The sequence below is a fragment of the Rhodanobacter sp. C03 genome (assembly GCF_002001175.1).
Lineage (GTDB): Bacteria > Pseudomonadota > Gammaproteobacteria > Xanthomonadales > Rhodanobacteraceae > Rhodanobacter.
Map to the genome: position 1 here is coordinate 1,360,087 of NZ_MUNT01000001.1, position 17,669 is coordinate 1,377,755.

At 62.1% G+C, this 17,669-nt stretch carries 20 protein-coding genes and 1 tRNA gene; 9 read left to right on the forward strand and 12 right to left on the reverse strand.

Annotated elements, in window-relative coordinates:
• Positions 1–209 precede the first annotated feature (209 nt).
• The gene (locus B0E48_RS05870) at positions 210–1,769 is read left to right on the forward strand and encodes a YdiU family protein (RefSeq protein WP_077516737.1); all 1,560 of its coding nucleotides are present in this window, start codon (positions 210–212) and stop codon (positions 1,767–1,769) included.
• Positions 1,770–1,816: 47 nt separating this feature from the next.
• Here the strand turns inward: B0E48_RS05870 and B0E48_RS05875 are convergent.
• Positions 1,817–1,893, reverse strand: a tRNA-Arg gene (locus B0E48_RS05875).
• A 131-nt stretch (positions 1,894–2,024) separates the two neighbouring features.
• Between B0E48_RS05875 and B0E48_RS05880 the strand changes: the two genes are divergently transcribed.
• The 6 genes from B0E48_RS05880 to murB all read left to right on the forward strand — a co-directional run bounded on the left by B0E48_RS05880 (position 2,025) and on the right by murB (position 7,674).
• Positions 2,025–3,560: an aldehyde dehydrogenase family protein gene (locus B0E48_RS05880; RefSeq protein ID WP_077516739.1), complete on the forward strand. Its 1,536-nt coding sequence runs from the start codon at positions 2,025–2,027 to the stop codon at positions 3,558–3,560.
• 94 nt (positions 3,561–3,654) lie between these two features.
• Positions 3,655–3,972 (forward strand): DUF4190 domain-containing protein, encoded by a 318-nt coding sequence (locus tag B0E48_RS05885; protein ID WP_077442559.1) that lies wholly within the window; start codon positions 3,655–3,657, stop codon positions 3,970–3,972.
• Positions 3,969–4,745, forward strand: coding sequence for an SDR family oxidoreductase (locus B0E48_RS05890; protein WP_168170295.1), 777 nt, complete (start codon positions 3,969–3,971; stop codon positions 4,743–4,745). The genes B0E48_RS05885 and B0E48_RS05890 overlap by 4 nt, the downstream gene beginning before the upstream one ends.
• A 19-nt stretch (positions 4,746–4,764) precedes the next feature.
• Positions 4,765–5,532, forward strand: a complete 768-nt coding sequence (locus tag B0E48_RS05895) for a class I SAM-dependent methyltransferase (RefSeq protein ID WP_077516743.1) — start codon at positions 4,765–4,767, stop codon at positions 5,530–5,532.
• Positions 5,533–5,534: 2 nt separating this feature from the next.
• Positions 5,535–6,572: a quinone-dependent dihydroorotate dehydrogenase gene (locus tag B0E48_RS05900; RefSeq protein ID WP_077516745.1), complete on the forward strand. Its 1,038-nt coding sequence runs from the start codon at positions 5,535–5,537 to the stop codon at positions 6,570–6,572.
• Between the two features lie 10 nt (positions 6,573–6,582).
• Positions 6,583–7,674: a UDP-N-acetylmuramate dehydrogenase gene (gene murB, locus B0E48_RS05905; protein ID WP_077517038.1), complete on the forward strand. Its 1,092-nt coding sequence runs from the start codon at positions 6,583–6,585 to the stop codon at positions 7,672–7,674.
• A 241-nt stretch (positions 7,675–7,915) separates the two neighbouring features.
• Here the strand turns inward: murB and B0E48_RS05910 are convergent, their stop codons facing one another.
• Positions 7,916–9,166, reverse strand: coding sequence for an MFS transporter (locus B0E48_RS05910; RefSeq protein ID WP_077516747.1), 1,251 nt, complete (start codon positions 9,164–9,166; stop codon positions 7,916–7,918).
• Between the two features lie 134 nt (positions 9,167–9,300).
• Here B0E48_RS05910 and B0E48_RS05915 point away from each other — a divergent pair, with 134 nt between their 5' ends.
• Together B0E48_RS05915 and ppk1 are read left to right on the forward strand one after the other, a co-directional pair.
• Positions 9,301–10,101 (forward strand): helix-turn-helix transcriptional regulator, encoded by an 801-nt coding sequence (locus tag B0E48_RS05915; protein WP_077517040.1) that lies wholly within the window; start codon positions 9,301–9,303, stop codon positions 10,099–10,101.
• A gap of 183 nt (positions 10,102–10,284) precedes the next feature.
• Complete coding sequence (gene ppk1 / locus B0E48_RS05920) at positions 10,285–12,438, forward strand: polyphosphate kinase 1 (RefSeq protein WP_077516749.1); 2,154 nt, start codon at positions 10,285–10,287, stop codon at positions 12,436–12,438.
• A gap of 49 nt (positions 12,439–12,487) precedes the next feature.
• Here the strand turns inward: ppk1 and B0E48_RS05925 are convergent, their stop codons facing one another.
• The 10 genes from B0E48_RS05925 to B0E48_RS05970 form a co-directional block, all read right to left on the reverse strand.
• A complete protein-coding gene (locus B0E48_RS05925; protein WP_077516751.1) occupies positions 12,488–12,745 on the reverse strand; it encodes a hypothetical protein in 258 nt (85 codons plus the stop codon).
• A 118-nt stretch (positions 12,746–12,863) separates the two neighbouring features.
• The gene (locus B0E48_RS05930; protein ID WP_077516753.1) at positions 12,864–13,289 is read right to left on the reverse strand and encodes a hydrogenase; all 426 of its coding nucleotides are present in this window, start codon (positions 13,287–13,289) and stop codon (positions 12,864–12,866) included.
• A 49-nt stretch (positions 13,290–13,338) separates the two neighbouring features.
• Complete coding sequence (locus tag B0E48_RS05935) at positions 13,339–13,962, reverse strand: DUF998 domain-containing protein (protein ID WP_077516755.1); 624 nt, start codon at positions 13,960–13,962, stop codon at positions 13,339–13,341.
• A gap of 15 nt (positions 13,963–13,977) precedes the next feature.
• The gene (locus B0E48_RS05940) at positions 13,978–14,358 is read right to left on the reverse strand and encodes a VOC family protein (protein ID WP_077516756.1); all 381 of its coding nucleotides are present in this window, start codon (positions 14,356–14,358) and stop codon (positions 13,978–13,980) included.
• Positions 14,359–14,449: 91 nt separating this feature from the next.
• Positions 14,450–14,866 (reverse strand): DUF6326 family protein, encoded by a 417-nt coding sequence (locus B0E48_RS05945; protein ID WP_077516758.1) that lies wholly within the window; start codon positions 14,864–14,866, stop codon positions 14,450–14,452.
• Positions 14,867–14,981: 115 nt separating this feature from the next.
• Positions 14,982–15,476 carry a DUF1801 domain-containing protein gene (locus B0E48_RS05950; RefSeq protein ID WP_139350161.1) on the reverse strand — a complete coding sequence of 165 codons (495 nt, stop codon included), beginning with the start codon at positions 15,474–15,476 and terminating at the stop codon, positions 14,982–14,984.
• An 87-nt stretch (positions 15,477–15,563) separates the two neighbouring features.
• Positions 15,564–16,013, reverse strand: a complete 450-nt coding sequence (locus tag B0E48_RS05955; protein ID WP_077516762.1) for an aldehyde-activating protein — start codon at positions 16,011–16,013, stop codon at positions 15,564–15,566.
• Positions 16,014–16,079: 66 nt separating this feature from the next.
• A complete protein-coding gene (locus tag B0E48_RS05960) occupies positions 16,080–16,469 on the reverse strand; it encodes a VOC family protein (RefSeq protein WP_077516764.1) in 390 nt (129 codons plus the stop codon).
• Between the two features lie 71 nt (positions 16,470–16,540).
• Positions 16,541–16,939: a DUF6632 domain-containing protein gene (locus B0E48_RS05965; RefSeq protein ID WP_077516766.1), complete on the reverse strand. Its 399-nt coding sequence runs from the start codon at positions 16,937–16,939 to the stop codon at positions 16,541–16,543.
• A 145-nt stretch (positions 16,940–17,084) separates the two neighbouring features.
• A complete protein-coding gene (locus B0E48_RS05970; protein WP_077516768.1) occupies positions 17,085–17,504 on the reverse strand; it encodes a hypothetical protein in 420 nt (139 codons plus the stop codon).
• Positions 17,505–17,669 lie beyond the last annotated feature (165 nt).

Here is a 17,669-nt window from a genome sequence, read left to right on the forward strand (position 1 = left end):
CGACTATAGCGCCATGCGGTTGGCGTGCGCCGCCCCCTGTAGGAGCGACTTCAGTCGCGATCGCTCTTCCTTCATGAAACAAGAAGCGTCGCGACTGAAGTCGCTCCTACAGAATTTCCTACAGACAAGGCGGATCACAACGTGTCCAGCCCTTGTGTGCGGCGATACACGCCCGGATATAAGCTCAATCGGCCCATCAAGGTTGCAGCATGTTCAATCTCCACTTCGACAACGCATTCGTGCGTGACCTGCCCGCTGATCCGGAGCTGGGCGCGCACCTGCGTCAGGTTGAAGCGGCGCTGTATTCACGCGTCGACCCGACGCCGGTCGCGGCCCCGCAACTGCTGGCATATTCGGCCGAGATGGCGGCGGCGCTGGGCTTCAGCGAGGCCGAGGTCGCCGCGCCGGAATTCGCGCAGCTGTTCAGCGGCAATACGTTGCTCGATGGCATGCAGCCGTATGCGGCGAACTACGGCGGGCATCAATTCGGCAACTGGGCTGGACAACTCGGCGACGGACGCGCGATTTCATTGGGCGAGACGATCAACGCCGCGGGCGAGCGCTGGGAGCTGCAGCTGAAAGGCGCCGGACTGACGCCGTATTCGCGCGGTGCGGACGGGCGCGCGGTGCTGCGCTCGTCGGTGCGCGAGTTCCTGTGCAGCGAGGCCATGCATCACCTCGGTGTGCCGACCACGCGCGCGTTGAGTCTGGTGGATACCGGCGAGCTGGTCGTGCGCGACATGTTCTACGACGGCCACGCGAAACCGGAGCGCGGCGCGGTCGTCTGCCGCGTGGCGCCTTCGTTCATCCGCTTCGGAAATTTCGAATTGCCGGCCTCGCGTGGCGATAACGCGCTGTTGCAGCAGCTGGTCGACTTCACCGTCCGCCGTGATTTTCCGGAGTTGAGCGGCCAGGGCGAAGCGTTGTATGCGGAGTGGTTCGCGCAAGTGTGCGAGCGCACCGCCACGATGATCGCGCACTGGATGCGCGTCGGTTTCGTGCATGGCGTGATGAACACCGACAACATGTCGATCCTCGGCCTCACCATCGACTACGGTCCGTACGGCTGGGTCGACAACTTCGATGCGGAATGGACGCCGAACACCACCGACGCGCAACGTCGCCGCTACCGCTTTGGCCAGCAGCCAAATGTGGCGTGGTGGAATCTGAGCCGCCTCGCCGGCGCGCTGGCACCGTTGTTTGCCGGCGTCGAGCCGTTGCAGGCTGGACTGGATCGCTACGCGGCGGCTTATGTGGCTGCCGACCGCAGGAATATTGCCGTCAAGCTCGGTCTGAGCGAATGCCGCGATGACGACGTGGCGCTGATGCAGTCGCTGCAAACGCTGCTGCAGCAAGCCGAGATCGACATGACACTGTGGTTTCGTGCGTTGGCCGATATCGACGTACAGGCACCGACGCCAGAGCTGTTCAACGATGCGTTTTACGACGAAGCGAAACGACGTGAAGCGGAGCCGGCACTCAACGACTGGCTGGCCCGCTATGTCGCCCGTCTTGCCACCGATCCACAATCAACCGAACAACGTCGGGCGAGCATGCGCATGGCGAACCCACGCTATGTGCTGCGCAATTATCTGGCGCAGCAGGCGATCGACCGAGCCGAACAGGGTGACCCCGGCGGTATTGCCGAACTGCTCGACGTGATGCGTCATCCGTACGACGACCAGCCCGGCCGCGAGGCGTTTGCGCAGAAGCGTCCGGATTGGGCTCGGCACAAGGCCGGCTGCTCGATGCTGTCGTGCAGTTCCTGAACCGGAAAGCACAAAGGCCAGCATGGCCGGCCTTTGTGCTTCATCAATGGTGCCCTCGAGACGATTCGAACGTCCGACCTGTCCCTTAGGAGGGGACCGCTCTATCCAACTGAGCTACGAGGGCAGCGGCGGGATTTTCGCATGGATCGTGGGGGCGGTGTCTCCCCCAACTGTGAGCGTCCCCCGCCGCCCTGTTAGAATGGCGGTTTACCATTCCCCATGGCGCCCTGTCGCCATGCAAGTCCAGGAGACACCATGTCCCACGCCATCCTCAATGCCCTCGGCCTCCACGGCGAGCAGTCCGGTACGTACCTCGGCCAGGGCGAGTGGTCCAAGACCACCGACGCCGGTGCGCTGCAGCCGGTGAACCCGGCCAACGGCGAAGTGCTCGGTACCGTGCATGCGTCCAGCGCCGCCGACTATGAAGTGATCGTCAAGCGCGCACAGGCCGCCTTCAAGGTATGGCGCACGACGCCGGCGCCGGCGCGTGGCGAAGCGGTGCGCCTGTGCGGCGAAGCGCTGCGCAAGCACAAGGATGCGCTGGGTTCGCTGGTCGCGCTGGAGATGGGCAAGATCAAGCCCGAAGGCGACGGCGAAGTGCAGGAGATGATCGACATCGCCGACTTCGCGGTGGGCCAGAGCCGCATGATGTACGGCGCCACCATGCATTCGGAGCGCCCGGGCCACCGCATGTACGACCAGTACCATCCGCTCGGCCTGGTCGGCATCATCAGCGCGTTCAACTTCCCGGTCGCGGTGTGGGCGTGGAATGCCATGCTGGCCACCATCGCCGGCGACATCTGCATCTGGAAGCCGTCGCCGAAGACGCCGCTGTCGGCGGTCGCCACCATCCGCATCTGCAACGAAGCGCTGAAGGCCGGCGGCTTCCCCGATCTGTTCTTCCTGTTCAACGATGCCGGCACCGATCTGTCGCAGGCGTTTGTCGACGACAAGCGCATCCCGTTGATCAGCTTCACCGGCTCGACCAAGGTCGGCCGCATGGTCGGCGAGCGCGTGGCGCAGCGCATGGGCCGCTCGCTGCTGGAGCTGGGCGGCAACAACGCGATCATCCTCGATGAAAGCGCCGATCTGAAGCTGGCGATCCCGGGCATCGTGTTCGGCGCCGTCGGCACTGCCGGCCAGCGCTGCACCACCACGCGCCGGCTGTTCGTGCACGAGTCGATCTACCAGAACGTGCTGGAGACCCTGGTCAAGGCGTACCAGCAGGTCGAGGGCAAGATCGGCGATCCGAACCTGTCGACCACGCTGATGGGTCCGCTCAACAGCTCCGAAGCGGTGCAGGGTTACCTTGCCGCCGTCGAGAAGGCCAAGGCCGCGGGTGGCACGATCGCCACCGGCGGCGCGGCGCTGACCGATCGCAAGGGCAACTTCGTGCTGCCGACGATCGTCACTGGCATCGCGAACTCGCATGAAGTCGTGCAGACCGAAACTTTCGCGCCGATCCTCTACGTGATGCCGTTCAAGACGCTGGACGACGCGATCGACATGCAGAACGACGTGCCGCAGGGCCTGTCCTCGTCGATCTTCACCAACAGCCTGCGCGCGGGCGAGCAGTTCCTGTCGGCGGCCGGTTCGGATTGCGGCATCGCCAACGTCAACATCGGCACGTCCGGTGCGGAGATCGGCGGCGCGTTCGGTGGCGAGAAGGAAACCGGCGGCGGTCGCGAGTCCGGTTCGGATGCATGGAAGGTCTACATGCGCCGCCAGACCAACACCATCAACTATTCGGACGCGCTGCCGCTGGCCCAGGGCATCAAATTCGATCTGTAAGTGATCCACATCGATCACGGGTGGTGTTGCCACCCGTGATCGATAGCAATACGGTGCGGCACCCTTCTCGGTTTCCATAGCGAGTGCAGCGACGATGAGCTATCAACCTGCGTATCGTCCCGCTTCCAGCACCAGCACGCTGGCGGTGGTGAGTCTGGTTTTCGGCATTCTTTCCTGGTGCCTGTTGCCTTTCATCGGCGCGATCGTGGCCGTCATCTGCGGTCACCTGGCACGCAGCGAGATACGGCGCGCTCCTGCGGGCACCCTCATCGAAGGTGATGGCATGGCCATCGCCGGGCTGGTACTTGGCTATATCCATCTGGCAATCGCGATCATCGCGGTCGTCGTACTGATGCTGCTTTTCGGTGCCATGTTCCTGCATCTTGGGCCGCACTGGCATGTGTTTTCATGACGGCCCTCATGCAGAACACAGCGTTTGATTTTCGCGGTTACCGTGTGGTCATCGCCGGTGGCAGCAAAGGCATCGGCCGCAGTATCGCGCTGGCATTCGCCGCGGCCGGAGCGGCGATATCGGTTTGTGCGCGCGGCCACGCAGCGCTGGACAAAGTGGCACATGAAATCACTGCGCTCGGTGCCGACGTGCATGTACAGAGCTGCGACCTGGCCGAAGCGTCAGCCATCCATGACTTTGTGGAAGCTTCAGCCACCGCCATGGGCGGCATCGACGTGCTGGTCAACAACGCCAGCGGTTACGGTTTCGGCGACACCGATGAAGCGTGGCTGGCCGACTTCAATGTCGACCTGATGGCTGCCGTGCGTGCCTCACGGGCGGCGCAGCCGTATCTGGCGAAATCGGTGCGCGCCAGCATCCTGCACACCAGTTCCATCGCAGCGCTGCGCCCGCGTCCGGCAGGCCCGTCCTACGCAGCGATGAAAGCCGCGCTGAGCCACTACACCATGTCGCAGGCACTGGCACTGGCTACGCAGCGCATCCGCGTCAACGCCATCGCTCCCGGCTCGATCGAGTTTGCCGACGGCATGTGGGATCGCTGCAGGCATGAGGATCCGGTGCGCTATGCCGCCGTGCTGGCGAAGATTCCGTTCGGCCGTTACGGCACACCGGAGGAAGTCGCGCACGTGGCACTGTTCCTCGCTTCGCCCTGGGCCGGCTGGATCACCGGACAGACCCTGGCCGTCGATGGCGGCCAGATGCTCAATGGCTGAGTGAAGCGGAGTCGATGGCATGAGTGATCTGCACTCCACCGCGCGTTTCAGCGATCGCGTCGACGACTACGTGCGCTACCGGCCGGACTATCCATCGGCCTTGCTCGACTGGTTGCAGCGCAAGCAGGGCGTCGACGCCGATTGGCGGGTGGCCGATATCGGCGCGGGTACTGGTATCTCATCGAAAATGTTTCTCGATGCGGGCTATCGCGTGACGGCGGTGGAGCCGAACGCACAGATGCGTGCTGCCGCCGAACACTGGCTGCAGGCATACGCAGGTTTCGATGCCGTCGATGGCAGTTCTGCCGCCAGCAGGCTCGCCGATGCCAGCGTGGATCTGGTTGTAGTGGCGCAGGCATTCCACTGGTTCGATGAGGACGCGGCGCGCCGTGAGTTCGCGCGCATCCTGCGGCCGGGTGGACTGGCGGCGATCTGGTGGAACTCGCGTTGGCTGACAGGCACGCGCTTCCTCGAAGGTTACGAGGACTTGCTTCAGATGTATGGCACCGACTACACCAGTGTGGCCGAACGTTATGCCGACGATGCGCGGATGCGCACCTGGTTTGGTGCGGGCTATTGCGGCAGCGCCAGCTTCGAGCATGGCCAGCGGCTGGATTTCGAGGCACTGCGGGGCAGGTTGATGTCCTCGTCCTATGCGCCGCAGGCCGGTCACCCCAAACATGAGCCGATGCTGCACGCCCTGCGCGATCTGTTCGACGCCTGCGCCGAGCACGGCACGGTAAGCTTCGATTACGACACCCGCATCTTTGCCGGACATATAGCCTGACCATGTACGACTACCTGCGCCCGTTGCTGTTCAAGCTCGATCCCGAGACCGCGCACCACCTCACCCTGTACGGGCTGGGCGTGGCCCAGCGCAGTAACTTCGCGCACTGGGTTGCCAGGCCGCCGGCCGACCTGCCGGTCACGGCGTTCGGCATCACGTTCCCGAATCCGGTAGGTCTCGCCGCTGGCCTCGACAAGAACGCCGAACATCTTGATGCGCTGGATGCGCTCGGCTTCGGCTTCATCGAGGTGGGCACGGTGACGCCACTGCCGCAGCCAGGCAATGACAAGCCACGCATGTTCCGACTGCCGCAGCACGAGGCGATCATCAACCGGCTCGGCTTCAACAACGGCGGCGTCGAAGCGCTGGTGCGCAACGTGCAGCAGTCCAGCTATCACGGCGTGCTCGGCATCAACATCGGCAAGAACAAGGAGACGCCGAACGAGAAGGCGGTCGACGACTACCTGACCTGCCTCACCCGCGTCTACGAGCACGCCAGTTACATCACCGTCAATATTTCTTCGCCGAATACCCAGGGCCTGCGCGATCTTCAGGAAGAGGCCACGCTGCAGCGCTTCATCTCGGTGCTGCGCGAGGCACAGGAGCGGCTCGGCTCGCAGCATGGTCAGCGCAAGCCGATGCTGCTGAAGATCGCGCCGGATCTGACCGAGACAGAACTCGATGCGATTGCCGAGGTGCTGCTGCGCACTGGCATCGACGGCGTGATCTGCAGCAACACCACGATCGACCACACCGCTGTCGCCGACGATCCGCACGGTGGCGAAACCGGCGGACTGTCCGGCAAGCCGTTGTTCGAGCGCTCCACCGCCGTACTCGCTGGCATGCACAGGCGCCTGCAGGGACGCATTCCGCTGATCGGCGTAGGCGGCATCCTCGATGGCAGCGACGCGGCCGAAAAACTCGACGCCGGTGCCTCGCTGGTGCAGGTCTATTCGGGCCTGATCTATCGCGGGCCACAGCTGGTCGCCGAATGCGTCAACGAAATCCGTCGCCAGCGCGAAGATGCCCATGCCGGTTGAACAGGTCGACATGGGCGGCTATACGCTCATCGAAAACGCCTCGCTGGCCAATCGCAACACGCTGCGCGTGGCCGCGCGGGCGAAGCTGCTGGCGGAGATTCGCGATGCCAGCAAGCTGCCCGAGCTGCTCGACTTCCCGGCCGTGCGCAACGACCGGTTGCTGGTGCTCGGTGAGGGCAGCAACATGTTGTTCACCGGCGATTTCGACGGCACCGTGCTGGCCATGGCAACCCGTGGCGTCTTTGTAGAAGAAATGCTTGCCACAAGTGGCGTCCATGTCGAAACGCTTGCCACAAGCGGCGTGGAAGTGGAAAGCGACGGCGACAGTGCACGCATCGCCGTGGCCGCCGGTGAGCGTTGGGACGACTTCGTGCGCTGGACCCTGGGCCAGGGCTACGCCGGCCTGGAAAACCTGATCCTGATTCCCGGCACCGTCGGCGCCGCGCCGATCCAGAACATCGGCGCCTACGGCTGCGAAGTGGCCGAGTTCATTGAAAGTGTGGAAGCGTGGGATATTCACGAACGCCGCGTGGTGACGCTCGATCATGCGACCTGCGCGTTCGCCTACCGCGACTCGCTGTTCAAGCACGAGCCGGGGCGTTACATCGTCACCGCCGTGCGCTTCGTGTTGCCGCGCAACCGTCCACTGCGCACCGATTACGCCGGCATCAACGAACAGCTGGCGCGGATGGGCGTGGACAAGCCTGCACCGTTCCATGTCGCTGAAGCGGTGGTGCACCTGCGCACCAGCAAGCTGCCCGACCCATCGGTCATCGGTAACGCTGGCAGTTTCTTCAAGAATCCGATCGTCGACGCTGCGCTGGCTGATGCGCTCAAGCGTGAGCATCCCGGCTTGGCTGTGTGGGCGCAACCTAACGGCCGTTGCAAAGTATCCGCGGCCTGGATGATCGAAGCCGCCGGTTTCAAGGGTATCCGCGAAGGCGATGCCGGCATTTCCAACCGGCATGCGCTGGTGCTGGTCAATCACGGCAACGCGACGGGGCCGCAACTGTGGGCGCTGGCGCAGCGGGTGATGGACGGTGTGCGCGAGAAGTTCGGCGTACAGCTGGAGCCGGAGCCGGTGGTTATTGGCGCACGCTGAAACCTCCCACTATCGTCATTCCGGCGAAGGCCGGAATCGCTTTGCCATAGCGAAATTAGTTGGCTGCATCATGGCGATGCTGGATCAGCAGCCATGGGTGCCCGATGCCACCGCTGCAAAGCGATGACCAGCTTCGCTGTTGAAAAGCTCCTCCGGCCTTCGCCGGGATGACGACAAACGGGCGGGTGGCAACAAAAACGGGTTGGCCCGAGGCGCTCCGAAGTCATTCCCGCAACAAATCTCAGATGCGTGCCCGCTTCTCGATATTCGGCAGAAACACCGTGATCAACCCCATCAACGGCAGATACGCACACAACCGGTAGACGTATTCGATGCCATGCGCATCCGCCAGCCCGCCGAGCACGGCCGCACCGATACCGCCCATGCCGAAGGCGAAACCGAAGAACAGCCCGGAGATCATGCCGACGCGGCCGGGGATCAGTTCCTGCGCGTAGACCAGGATCGCCGAGAACGCCGAGGCCAGGATCAGACCGATGATCACGGTCAGCACACCGGTCCACATCAGGTTTGCGTGCGGCAGCAGCAGGGTGAACGGCGCTACGCCGAGAATCGATACCCAGATCACCCATTTGCGCCCGATGCGGTCGCCGATCGGACCGCCGATCAGCGAGCCGACCGCCACCGCGAACAGGAACACGAACAGGTGCACCTGCGCGCTCTGCACCGATACGCCGAACTTGTGGATCAGGTAGAACGTGTAATAACTGCTGAGGCTGGCCAGGTAGAAATACTTGGAGAAGATCAGCAGGCCGAGGATCGCCAGTGCACCGATGATCTGATTGCGCGACAGCGCCACCACCGTCAGGTGCCGCGCCGCCGACTTGCTGCGCGCGACATGATGCTGCGCATACCAGCGTCCGACCTGCAGCAGCACCACGATCGCGAGCAGGGCCGCCAGCGAGAACCACGCCACGCTGCCGCGCCCGTGCGGCACGATGATCCACGCGGCCAGCAGCGGTCCCAGCGACGCGCCGGTGTTGCCGCCGACCTGGAACAGCGACTGCGCCAGGCCGTGCCGGCCGCCCGAGGCCATCCGTGCCACCCGCGAGGATTCCGGGTGGAACACCGACGAGCCGGTGCCGACCAGCGCGGCGGCGACCAACAGGATCGGGAAGTTCGGTGCCACTGCCAGCAGCAACAGGCCGCACAGGGTGAAGCCCATGCCGACCGGCAGCGAGTACGGCATCGGTTTGCGATCGGTGACCATGCCGACCAGCGGCTGCAGCATCGAGGCGGTCAGCTGGTAGGTCAGCGTGATCAAACCGACTTGGGCGAAGCTCAGGTGAAAATCGCTTTTCAGGAGCGGGTAGATCGCCAGCAGCAGCGACTGGATCATGTCGTTGAGCATGTGCGCGAAGCTGATGCCGCCAAGCACGCCGAAGGCGGTGCCCTCGGCGTGATGTGCAGGTTGCGCCATCGGTGGGGTTGTTGACTGAGCCGGCAGGGCCGCCTCGTCGACACGGGTATCCATGGAAAACTCTCGGGGATGGGAGAAGGGCTGGCGCGTATTGCATCGCCAGGAGCGCCACTTTAGAGTGGTCGACATCGGCCCGCATGCATCGGTGGGTCAACTTTCGTCGAATTCGGGCCAATCCGCCGCTCATCATGCGCAACACACGCGTCACCCATTACGAAGACACCCCACGCGATGTCGTGCTTACCGGCAACGACTATCCGCCGCATTACGTGCTGCCACGTCATGCCCACAAGCGTGGCCAGCTGCTGTACGCAGCCACCGGCGTGGTCACCGTGATCACCGACGAAGGCAGCTGGGTGGTGCCGCCGCGTCGTGCGCTGTGGATTCCGGCCGGCGTTTCACACGAGGTGCGCATGAGCGGCACCGTATCCACCCGCAGTGCCTATGTGAGAGATGAGGCTTCCACGCAGCTGCCGCGACATTGCCGGGTGATCGGCGTTTCGCTGTTGCTGCATGCCTTGCTGCTGGAGGCGGTGGATCTGCCGGCCGAGTACGCGCTGGAGGGGCGCGATGGCCGGGTGATGGCGCTGCTGCTGGACGAGATCGCGGCGATGCCTACGCTGGCGCTGAACACGCCGTTGCCGCGCGATCCACGACTGGCCCGACTGTGCCGTGCCCTGATCGCTGCGCCGGCGCTGGAAATCGACATCGACGCGATGGCACACAAGGCCGACATGAGCCGCCGCAGCTTCACCCGGCTGTTCCGTCAGCAGACCGGCATGAGTTTCAGTGCCTGGCGCCAGCAGGCCTGCCTGCTGACGGCCTTGACCCGGCTGGGCGGCGGCGAATCAATCACCCAGGTCGCGGTCGAGCTGGGTTACAGCAGCGCCAGCGCATTCACCGCGGCGTTCCGGCGGGTTTTGGGCGCCGCGCCAAGTCGTTATCTGGCGTCGCACGAGCGTATGGCCCACGGCATGGTCGACGCTTGAACGCATGCTCGGTTTGCTCGCGGGTACGGTCACTGCGTTGTCAAAGTAGGCTGGCAAGCTGGGCTAGGTACCCACTTGCGCTGTCATATGCGCCTGACTGCGTCGACAGGGAGTTAGCATGCCTGTTGCTATAACTGCCTTCCGCACGCGCGACCTTTCCGACCGGATCCTGGATTTGTACCGATGAACAGCCGCATCATTCGCGAGACTTCACCGACCGATACCTCGGCGCCGGCCGCCAACGATGTCTTGCCAGCACCGCCGTCGGTGGATCTCAACGACAGCCGGCTGTACATCCACCGCGAACTGTCCCAGCTGCAGTTCAACATCCGCGTGCTGGACCAGGCGCTGGACGAGCGCACGCCGCTGCTGGAACGGCTGAAGTTCCTGCTGATCTTCTCGCGCAACATGGATGAGTTCTTCGAAATCCGCGTCGCCGGCCTGAAGGGCCAGATCGCGCTGGATCACGAGCTGATCGGGCCGGACGGCATCCCGCCGCGCCGCGCGCTGGCCGAGATCAGCGAGATCGCGCACAAGCAGATCGAGCGGCAGTACGCGATCCTCAACGAGCGCATCCTGCCGGAGCTGGCCGGGCAGGGCATCCGCATCGTGCGCCGCACGCAGTGGACGCACAAACAGAAGCTGTGGGTGCGCCGTTATTTCCGCGAGGAGGTGGCGCCGCTGATCACGCCGATCGGGCTCGACCCGACCCATCCGTTCCCGCTGCTGGTCAACAAGAGCCTCAACTTCATCGTGCGGCTGGACGGCATCGATGCGTTCGGGCGCGATTCCGGCCTGGCCATCGTACCGGCCCCGCGTGTGCTGCCGCGGCTGATCCGCCTGCCGCTGGAAATTTGCGAGGGTGGCGACAACTACGTGCTGCTGTCCTCGATGATCCATGCGCATGCGGAGGAACTCTTTCCCGGCATGACCGTACTCGGCTGCTACCAGTTCCGGCTGACCCGCAACGCCGACCTCACGCTCGATCCGGAAGATGTCGAGGATCTGGCGCTGGCGCTGCGTGGCGAACTGTACTCGCGCCGCTTCGGCGACGCCGTGCGGCTGGAGGTGGCCGACAACTGCCCGAAGGATCTGGCCGACTACCTGCTCAAGCAGTTCGGCCTCGCCGAGTCGGAGCTGTACGAGGTGAACGGCCCGGTGAACCTGGCACGGCTGTTCCGCATCGCCAGCGAGGCGGGTTATCCGAAGTTGCAATATCCGCCGTTCACGCCGGTGCTGCCGAAGGTGCTCAAGCACGTCGAGGATCTGTTCCAGGTGATCGGCAAGCAGGACGTGCTGCTGCTGCATCCGTACGAATCGTTTTCGCCGGTGGTGGATTTTCTGCGTCAGGCAGCAAAGGATCCGCAGGTGCTGGCGATCAAGCAGACGCTGTATCGCACCAACGCGAATTCGGAAATCGTCGATGCGCTGGTCGACGCGGCGCGCGCCGGCAAGGAAGTGACCGCGGTGGTCGAGCTGCGCGCACGCTTCGACGAGGAGTCCAACCTCACGCTTGCCTCGCGCCTGCAGCAGGCCGGCGCGATGGTGATCTACGGCGTGGTCGGCATCAAGACGCACGCCAAGCTGATGCTGATCCAGCGCCGCGAAGGCAGCGAACTGGTGCGTTACGCGCACATGGGCACCGGCAACTACCACACCGGCAACGCTCGGCTGTACACCGACTACAGCCTGCTCACCTCGGACGAGGCGCTGTGCGAGGACGTGCACAAGCTGTTCAGCCAGCTCACCGGCATGGGCAAGGTGCTGCGCATGAAGAAGCTGCTGCATGCGCCGTTCACACTGAAGAAGGCGCTGCTCGAACTGATCGCGCGCGAGACCGCGCACGCCGCCGCCGGCAAGCCCGCGCAGATCATCATCAAGGTCAACGCACTGACCGAACCGAAGGTGATCCGTGCGTTGTACAAGGCCAGCATCGCCGGCGTGCAGATCGATCTGATCGTGCGCGGCGTCTGCTGCCTGCGTCCCGGTGTGGAAGGCGTCTCCGAAAACATCCGCGTGCGCTCGATCATCGGCCGTTTCCTCGAACACAGCCGGGTCTACTGGTTTGCCAACGACGGCGAGGGGCAGCTGTATCTGTCCAGCGCTGACCTGATGGAACGCAACCTCGATCGCCGCGTCGAATCCGCGTTCCCGCTCGAAGGCAAGAAACTGCAACAACGCGTGCGCAATACACTGGATCTCTACCTCGGCGACAACACCAGCGCCTTGCTGCTGCAGGCCGACGGCCAGTACCTGCGGCCGCCAGTGGCCAGCGGCGAGCCTGCCCGCAACGTGCAGGCCGAGTTGCTGGAAAAACTGTGCGGAGTAGTCGGCTGAAGATGCCGGCCCGCCAGCTCAGGGCAGGGGCGCGCCTGTGGAGGAAATGTCAGCCGCGATCATCATTCCCCCAGTGCCATGCGGGTGGCTCCCCCTTGAGGCAGCACACGATGACAAGCACGGCAGTTGAGATTGCCATGCCGACCAGGAAGGCGGCATGGTGGGTGGCCGGTGGCAGCAAATGGAAGATCAGCGCCACCGAGCCGGCGTAGGCGACGAGAACTGCCCAACCTTGCCAGCATGTTGGCAGGCTCCATCCCCAGCCGTAGCGCTTGGCGGGAAACCAGTAGTTTTTCTGGCGATCCATGACGACTCCGATAAAGGCGCTGATTGAATGTTTTTCGCTTGAGCCACACCGTCGGCCATGGCTGCTTGTGGCGATGAAGGGCGGTCGGCACGCTTCCTCGCTTCGAGGGTTACCGCGATCACCGTACCGCAGTCCGCCGCAGACCCCTCAAGATGAGGACGGATGAGGCAATTATTGCCATGCCGACGCTCATGAAGCCAAACGTCACGGAGCTTTCCTGCCACGGCTGCGCACTGTGGCCTGCGGCGGTAATCGGAGACATGGCCGCCGTACCAAACATCGCCGCCAAAGTGGTAACTGCCCAATTCGCATAGGTGCCATACAGCGCACTCCAGTACGCCACAGTCTTCAATCGCGGCGACAGTCGTACTTCCGCCCAGACCGCGCCCAGCGCCACCAGGAAGGTTCCATTCATGATCCCTTCCAGATGTGCAGCGAGGCCCATGCGCGGATTGTCGAATTTCTGTTCTACCAGGCCTGTGAGCAGGCCGAACAGGAACAGCAACATGCCATGCCAGAGCAGCCGTCGTTTGGTGTCTTCCATATCCGTGACCTCGATTCAGTTCATCCGAAACGGCAAGGAGGATGACGCGTCAGCCCGGCCGACGCATACGCATGAGCAGCGCCGCATATCCTGCACACCAGAAAAACCATGCTGCGAAAAGGAGTCGTTGCACAACGCCGTAAAACGGCCGGATGTGTGCCCAGAGATCTCCATGCCGATCCAAAGTTGTCAGGTTGGCTGCAATGGCCAACATGACCAGAGCGTACATGACGATCGAAAACCTGGTGAGCTGTCTTGCGTTCGAAGCTGTTCTGCAAACCAGTGCGGCCACGAGTGGCGCTTGATAACCAGCCAGTTCGGACATGCCGAAGACATTATGCAGCGGATGCGGGTAGGCAAAGATCCCTACGCCCGCTGCAGAAATGGCCATGGCGCCAACAAAGTATGCGGGAAGCGTGGAATATCCCGCCTCCCGGAGCGTGCGAGCGACACCGCCAGCGAAGACAATCAGACATGCCGCGACGATCGAAAGCAGGACGCTGAAGACGATCCGTCCTGGGGAACCAGCTTCTCCCAGTTCACTGACGGTTTGCCGGATGTGGCTGTAGCCCGGAGTCATCAACCCGATTGCAAAAATGCCCGTAAAAAGGAGCAGGGCGGCGATGGGGCCGAACCACAACAGGGAGTGGTTTTTATTGGGCACCGCTTTCATCACGGCAAGAACTCCTCAATCCCAGCGTGTGGCGTTCTTTGGAAATCCCGGGCGTTGAACGCGTACAACACAGAACCGTTGCCCGGTCGGAGCCTGCATCACCACCCAGCGTTCCAGGCGATCAACCACGTGTGCTCCCAACGCTTCCAGTCGTGCCACTTCTGCGGGGATGTTGTCGGTCTCGATGTCGATGTGAACCCGGCTCTCATGCTCGACGCGCTGAATCTGGACAATAGGTTCGTCGGGAGGTGTTGCCAGCATGCGGTAATTGCCGCGAGTCCCTGGATGGCCGGAATCTATCTCGCGGCCCAGCGCATCGGCCCAGAACCTGGCGGCCTGATCAACATCCGATACACGGCAATCGATTAAAAGAGCGCAAAGACGAGATGAATGCATGGCAGCCTCTTTAAGTGGTGCGGCACCAGTAGCAGTAATCAAGCGGCGGCATGGCCGTCCGTCTTGAACGAGTTGTCAGGCCTCACTGGCATCATGTCGCGACTCGCTTTGGCCAGTTCCACGCGTACCAGATGGTGAATGCGCCGAGTACGATCTCGATGATGCCCAAGAGCATGTAGAACGACCATGTCCCTGGCATGGTCATGAGCATGATCACAATGTAGAACGTGCCCAGGACAATGTTGAGCCAGCGATTCAGCTTGGGCGGCAGCGCCAGCGAAAGAAAAACCATGATGCCTGGAACCGCCAATAAAACCGCAGTGGCTACCAAGGTGCCCTGACTCACCGGCCCGATTGGCCCGGCACCCGCCAACATGCCTTTCAGCTTTCCAGGCACATAGAGTCCAAAGTAGTCCCCATAGATGTAGCAGAACATCAAGGCTGCCCAGAGTGCGGAGAGCTTGAATTTCACGTGCACTTTCAAGTCATCGAAAACGGTCGTGCCCATGGCTTCCCCCGATCAGATGGTTGGTTGTGAGGCCTGGCGCTTGAGGCAAGCGGCCACTGCCGCGTGGACTGGTAGTTTACGGTGACACATCGTAGCGGCCCGCCAGACCGAGCGGTTATGTGGCATCTGCAGGCTTGCGCCGCGGGCGCTGCTTGCCGGAAACCGATTGAATGACTGTACGCACCGCGCTCTTGGGCGGAAGTGGGACCTTGGTTTGTGCGATGGCCGCGTTGATAAGTGCCAGTACCTCGGGTGAGCGCAGGGCTTTGACACTGGGCACACGAATGAAGCGGTTCTGCTTTCCGCTGCCCTGGAGCAACCTGTCCGGATCGGCCAGCGTGGCACCCTGGTAGAAAGAAATGCCGACTCCGTTGGCTGCCGCTGCAATGGAAACGATGCAATCGGAAGCCCGCGGAGTGGTGCAGTAGCCGATGACGAAAAAGTTGTAGTTGTCGTAGACCAACTCGATGGCTGCGGGCATGAGCTTGCGAAGCTCGACTCGACACTGCCGGATGAGTCTGGCGTTGGCAGGATCGAACTTGTCGATAAATTCGGCAAGTCGCTTTTCGATATTTGAATCAGACGTGGCAGTCAAAGGTGGTGACTTCATGATTCGTCTCCGCCGGGTTGGAAGGTTGCCAATGACACCTGACGCCGGAGCCAGACGGCGGCGAAGCCGTCCGCCTTGAACGAATGGTCAGGTGCCAGACGTGACCAGCTCGACATCCGGAACCCACAGTTGCGACCATCGAACGACCTTTTCGCCAGGGGCCAGCAGTTGCGGCGAAGCCGGGACCGCGCACCCAAAGCCGGTTGGCCCTTCCAGGGATCGTGCGTTGACAGCTCCGTAAATGCGAGCATCGTGCTCAAAGACGACGGCGACCAGCACGCCGCATCGATCGCAGAGCAGGAATTCGGCAGTATTTGATCCCTGCCGATACCGACGCAGCGCATCTGGGTTCTGCATGATGACGGACAGTTGCCCAGCCGGATCGGAAACGTAGGCGGCACCGTGCTTTTGACAGAACGAGCAGTCGCAGGCTCGAGGAATAATGCTTGCCGGATCCAGTGCGCTTGAAAAGGCCACACGGAGCTGACCGCAGTGACAACCGCCCCGAAACGTAAACGCATTACTCAATGTCGACATCGTTGCACCTGGGACGTGGGCTGCAGTTGAACCTCGCCGCGAAGCGGCGTCGGTTTGAATGAATAGTCAGACCGCGGAGAGTGCATTGATCATGACGTAATACCCGTCCGGATCGCGGAGCGAGAACTCCATGGTTCCTGTGTTCGGATTCATGTGGGGCTCCTCTTCAAGCCTATTGACGAGCGCGCGTGCCCTTGGCAGCGCCATGTCCAAATCGTCCACACGGAAAAACAGGATGAGGCCGTTGCCAGGCTTCCCGTGATCGGGGCTCAACAAGGAAGGATGCCCGTGGGCACCCCACTCGTGAAGGCAGAGCAAAACCGTGCCATCCGAATCGAGGATTTGCCCGAAGTCGTCATGCGCCGGAGCTGTCGCCGGTTGGCCAAAGAGCGACTGGTACCATTTGAAGCTGCCAGCCACATTGCCGACCCCAATGATTGTCCACGTACGCTTCATGTGGGTGTCCCCCCGTGGCTTGGCGCTTGAATCAAGCCGACTCGCGAAGCGGGTTCGGCTTGATTTAACTGTTAGGCCGCTTGACGAAGAACCGCGTTCTGGCCTCTGGGGGTCAGCACTGCGAGTACGGCCGCCACGATGAAAAGCGCAGGAACATCTCCCATGAGATGACCGTGATTCATGGGGCTGGCCAATGCTTGGAAAGCCATGATTGCGCCGTGCACGACGCTTGACCAGATCGTGAACCAAATGAGGCTGAGATGAGCCAGAGGATTGCGGGAAGCCAGAAGCAAAAATACGCCGAGCGTTGCGTAAATTCCCACGATCATCAGGGGGTAATCGGAATGACCGGTGTGCCATGTCCAGCCGGATGGCCAGACAATCATCAACAGATAGATGCCAGCGATAAATGTGATACCAACTAATACCAACGCAATTCGGAGGTACTTGAGGCGAACGGACTCGTTCACAGTGTTCTCCTTTTCAGTGATGGCCTTGTGGCCGGTAATTTAGCTGTTTGCACAAAGTTGATATGAATCTCACGTTGTGGCCTGACGCTGGAGTTAAGCGGCGGCGTAGCCGTCCGCCTTGAGCGAATTGTTAGCCTGTTTTTCGTCAGGCTTGCTTCGGCGCCAGGATATTCAAATACCGCACCGAAAGAGCACCCCCGTAATTGACTACTAATTTTGCCCCTGTGCTCGAAACAGCGAACTTGCTGTCGAATTCATCCGCCTCGATCGCTTGGCCGAGTAGCTCATGTACTTGTAACTGACTCATGTCTCGGCGAATTCCGAATGGTAGCGGTCCTTCAAATGCCGCGAAGTCCTTGGTCGCTTCTGTGAAAATTTGTACGGCAATAAGGTGACCATCTTCAAAGAGCAAATCGATGCCTTGGGCACTCGATCCAACATAGTGACGGAAAGGCGGGTCGCTGTATTCATCTGTCAGTTCGTAGCGCCGAATCAATGCTTGAACATCCGTAGAGTCGATGCTCTTGCCCAACGCGTTGAGCAGCTCAGATATAAAAGGCTCCACGGAGTACCTCTGCTTGTCTCTGAAGGCTAACGCTAGACTTAAGCGGCGGCGAAGCCGTCCGCCTTGAACGAATGGTTAGGCATCTTGCCGGTATGCAGACAAATACCTATTGACCAACGTAACAAGCTCGTCAAATCCGATAGCTATCGAGCTAGAAGTTATCGT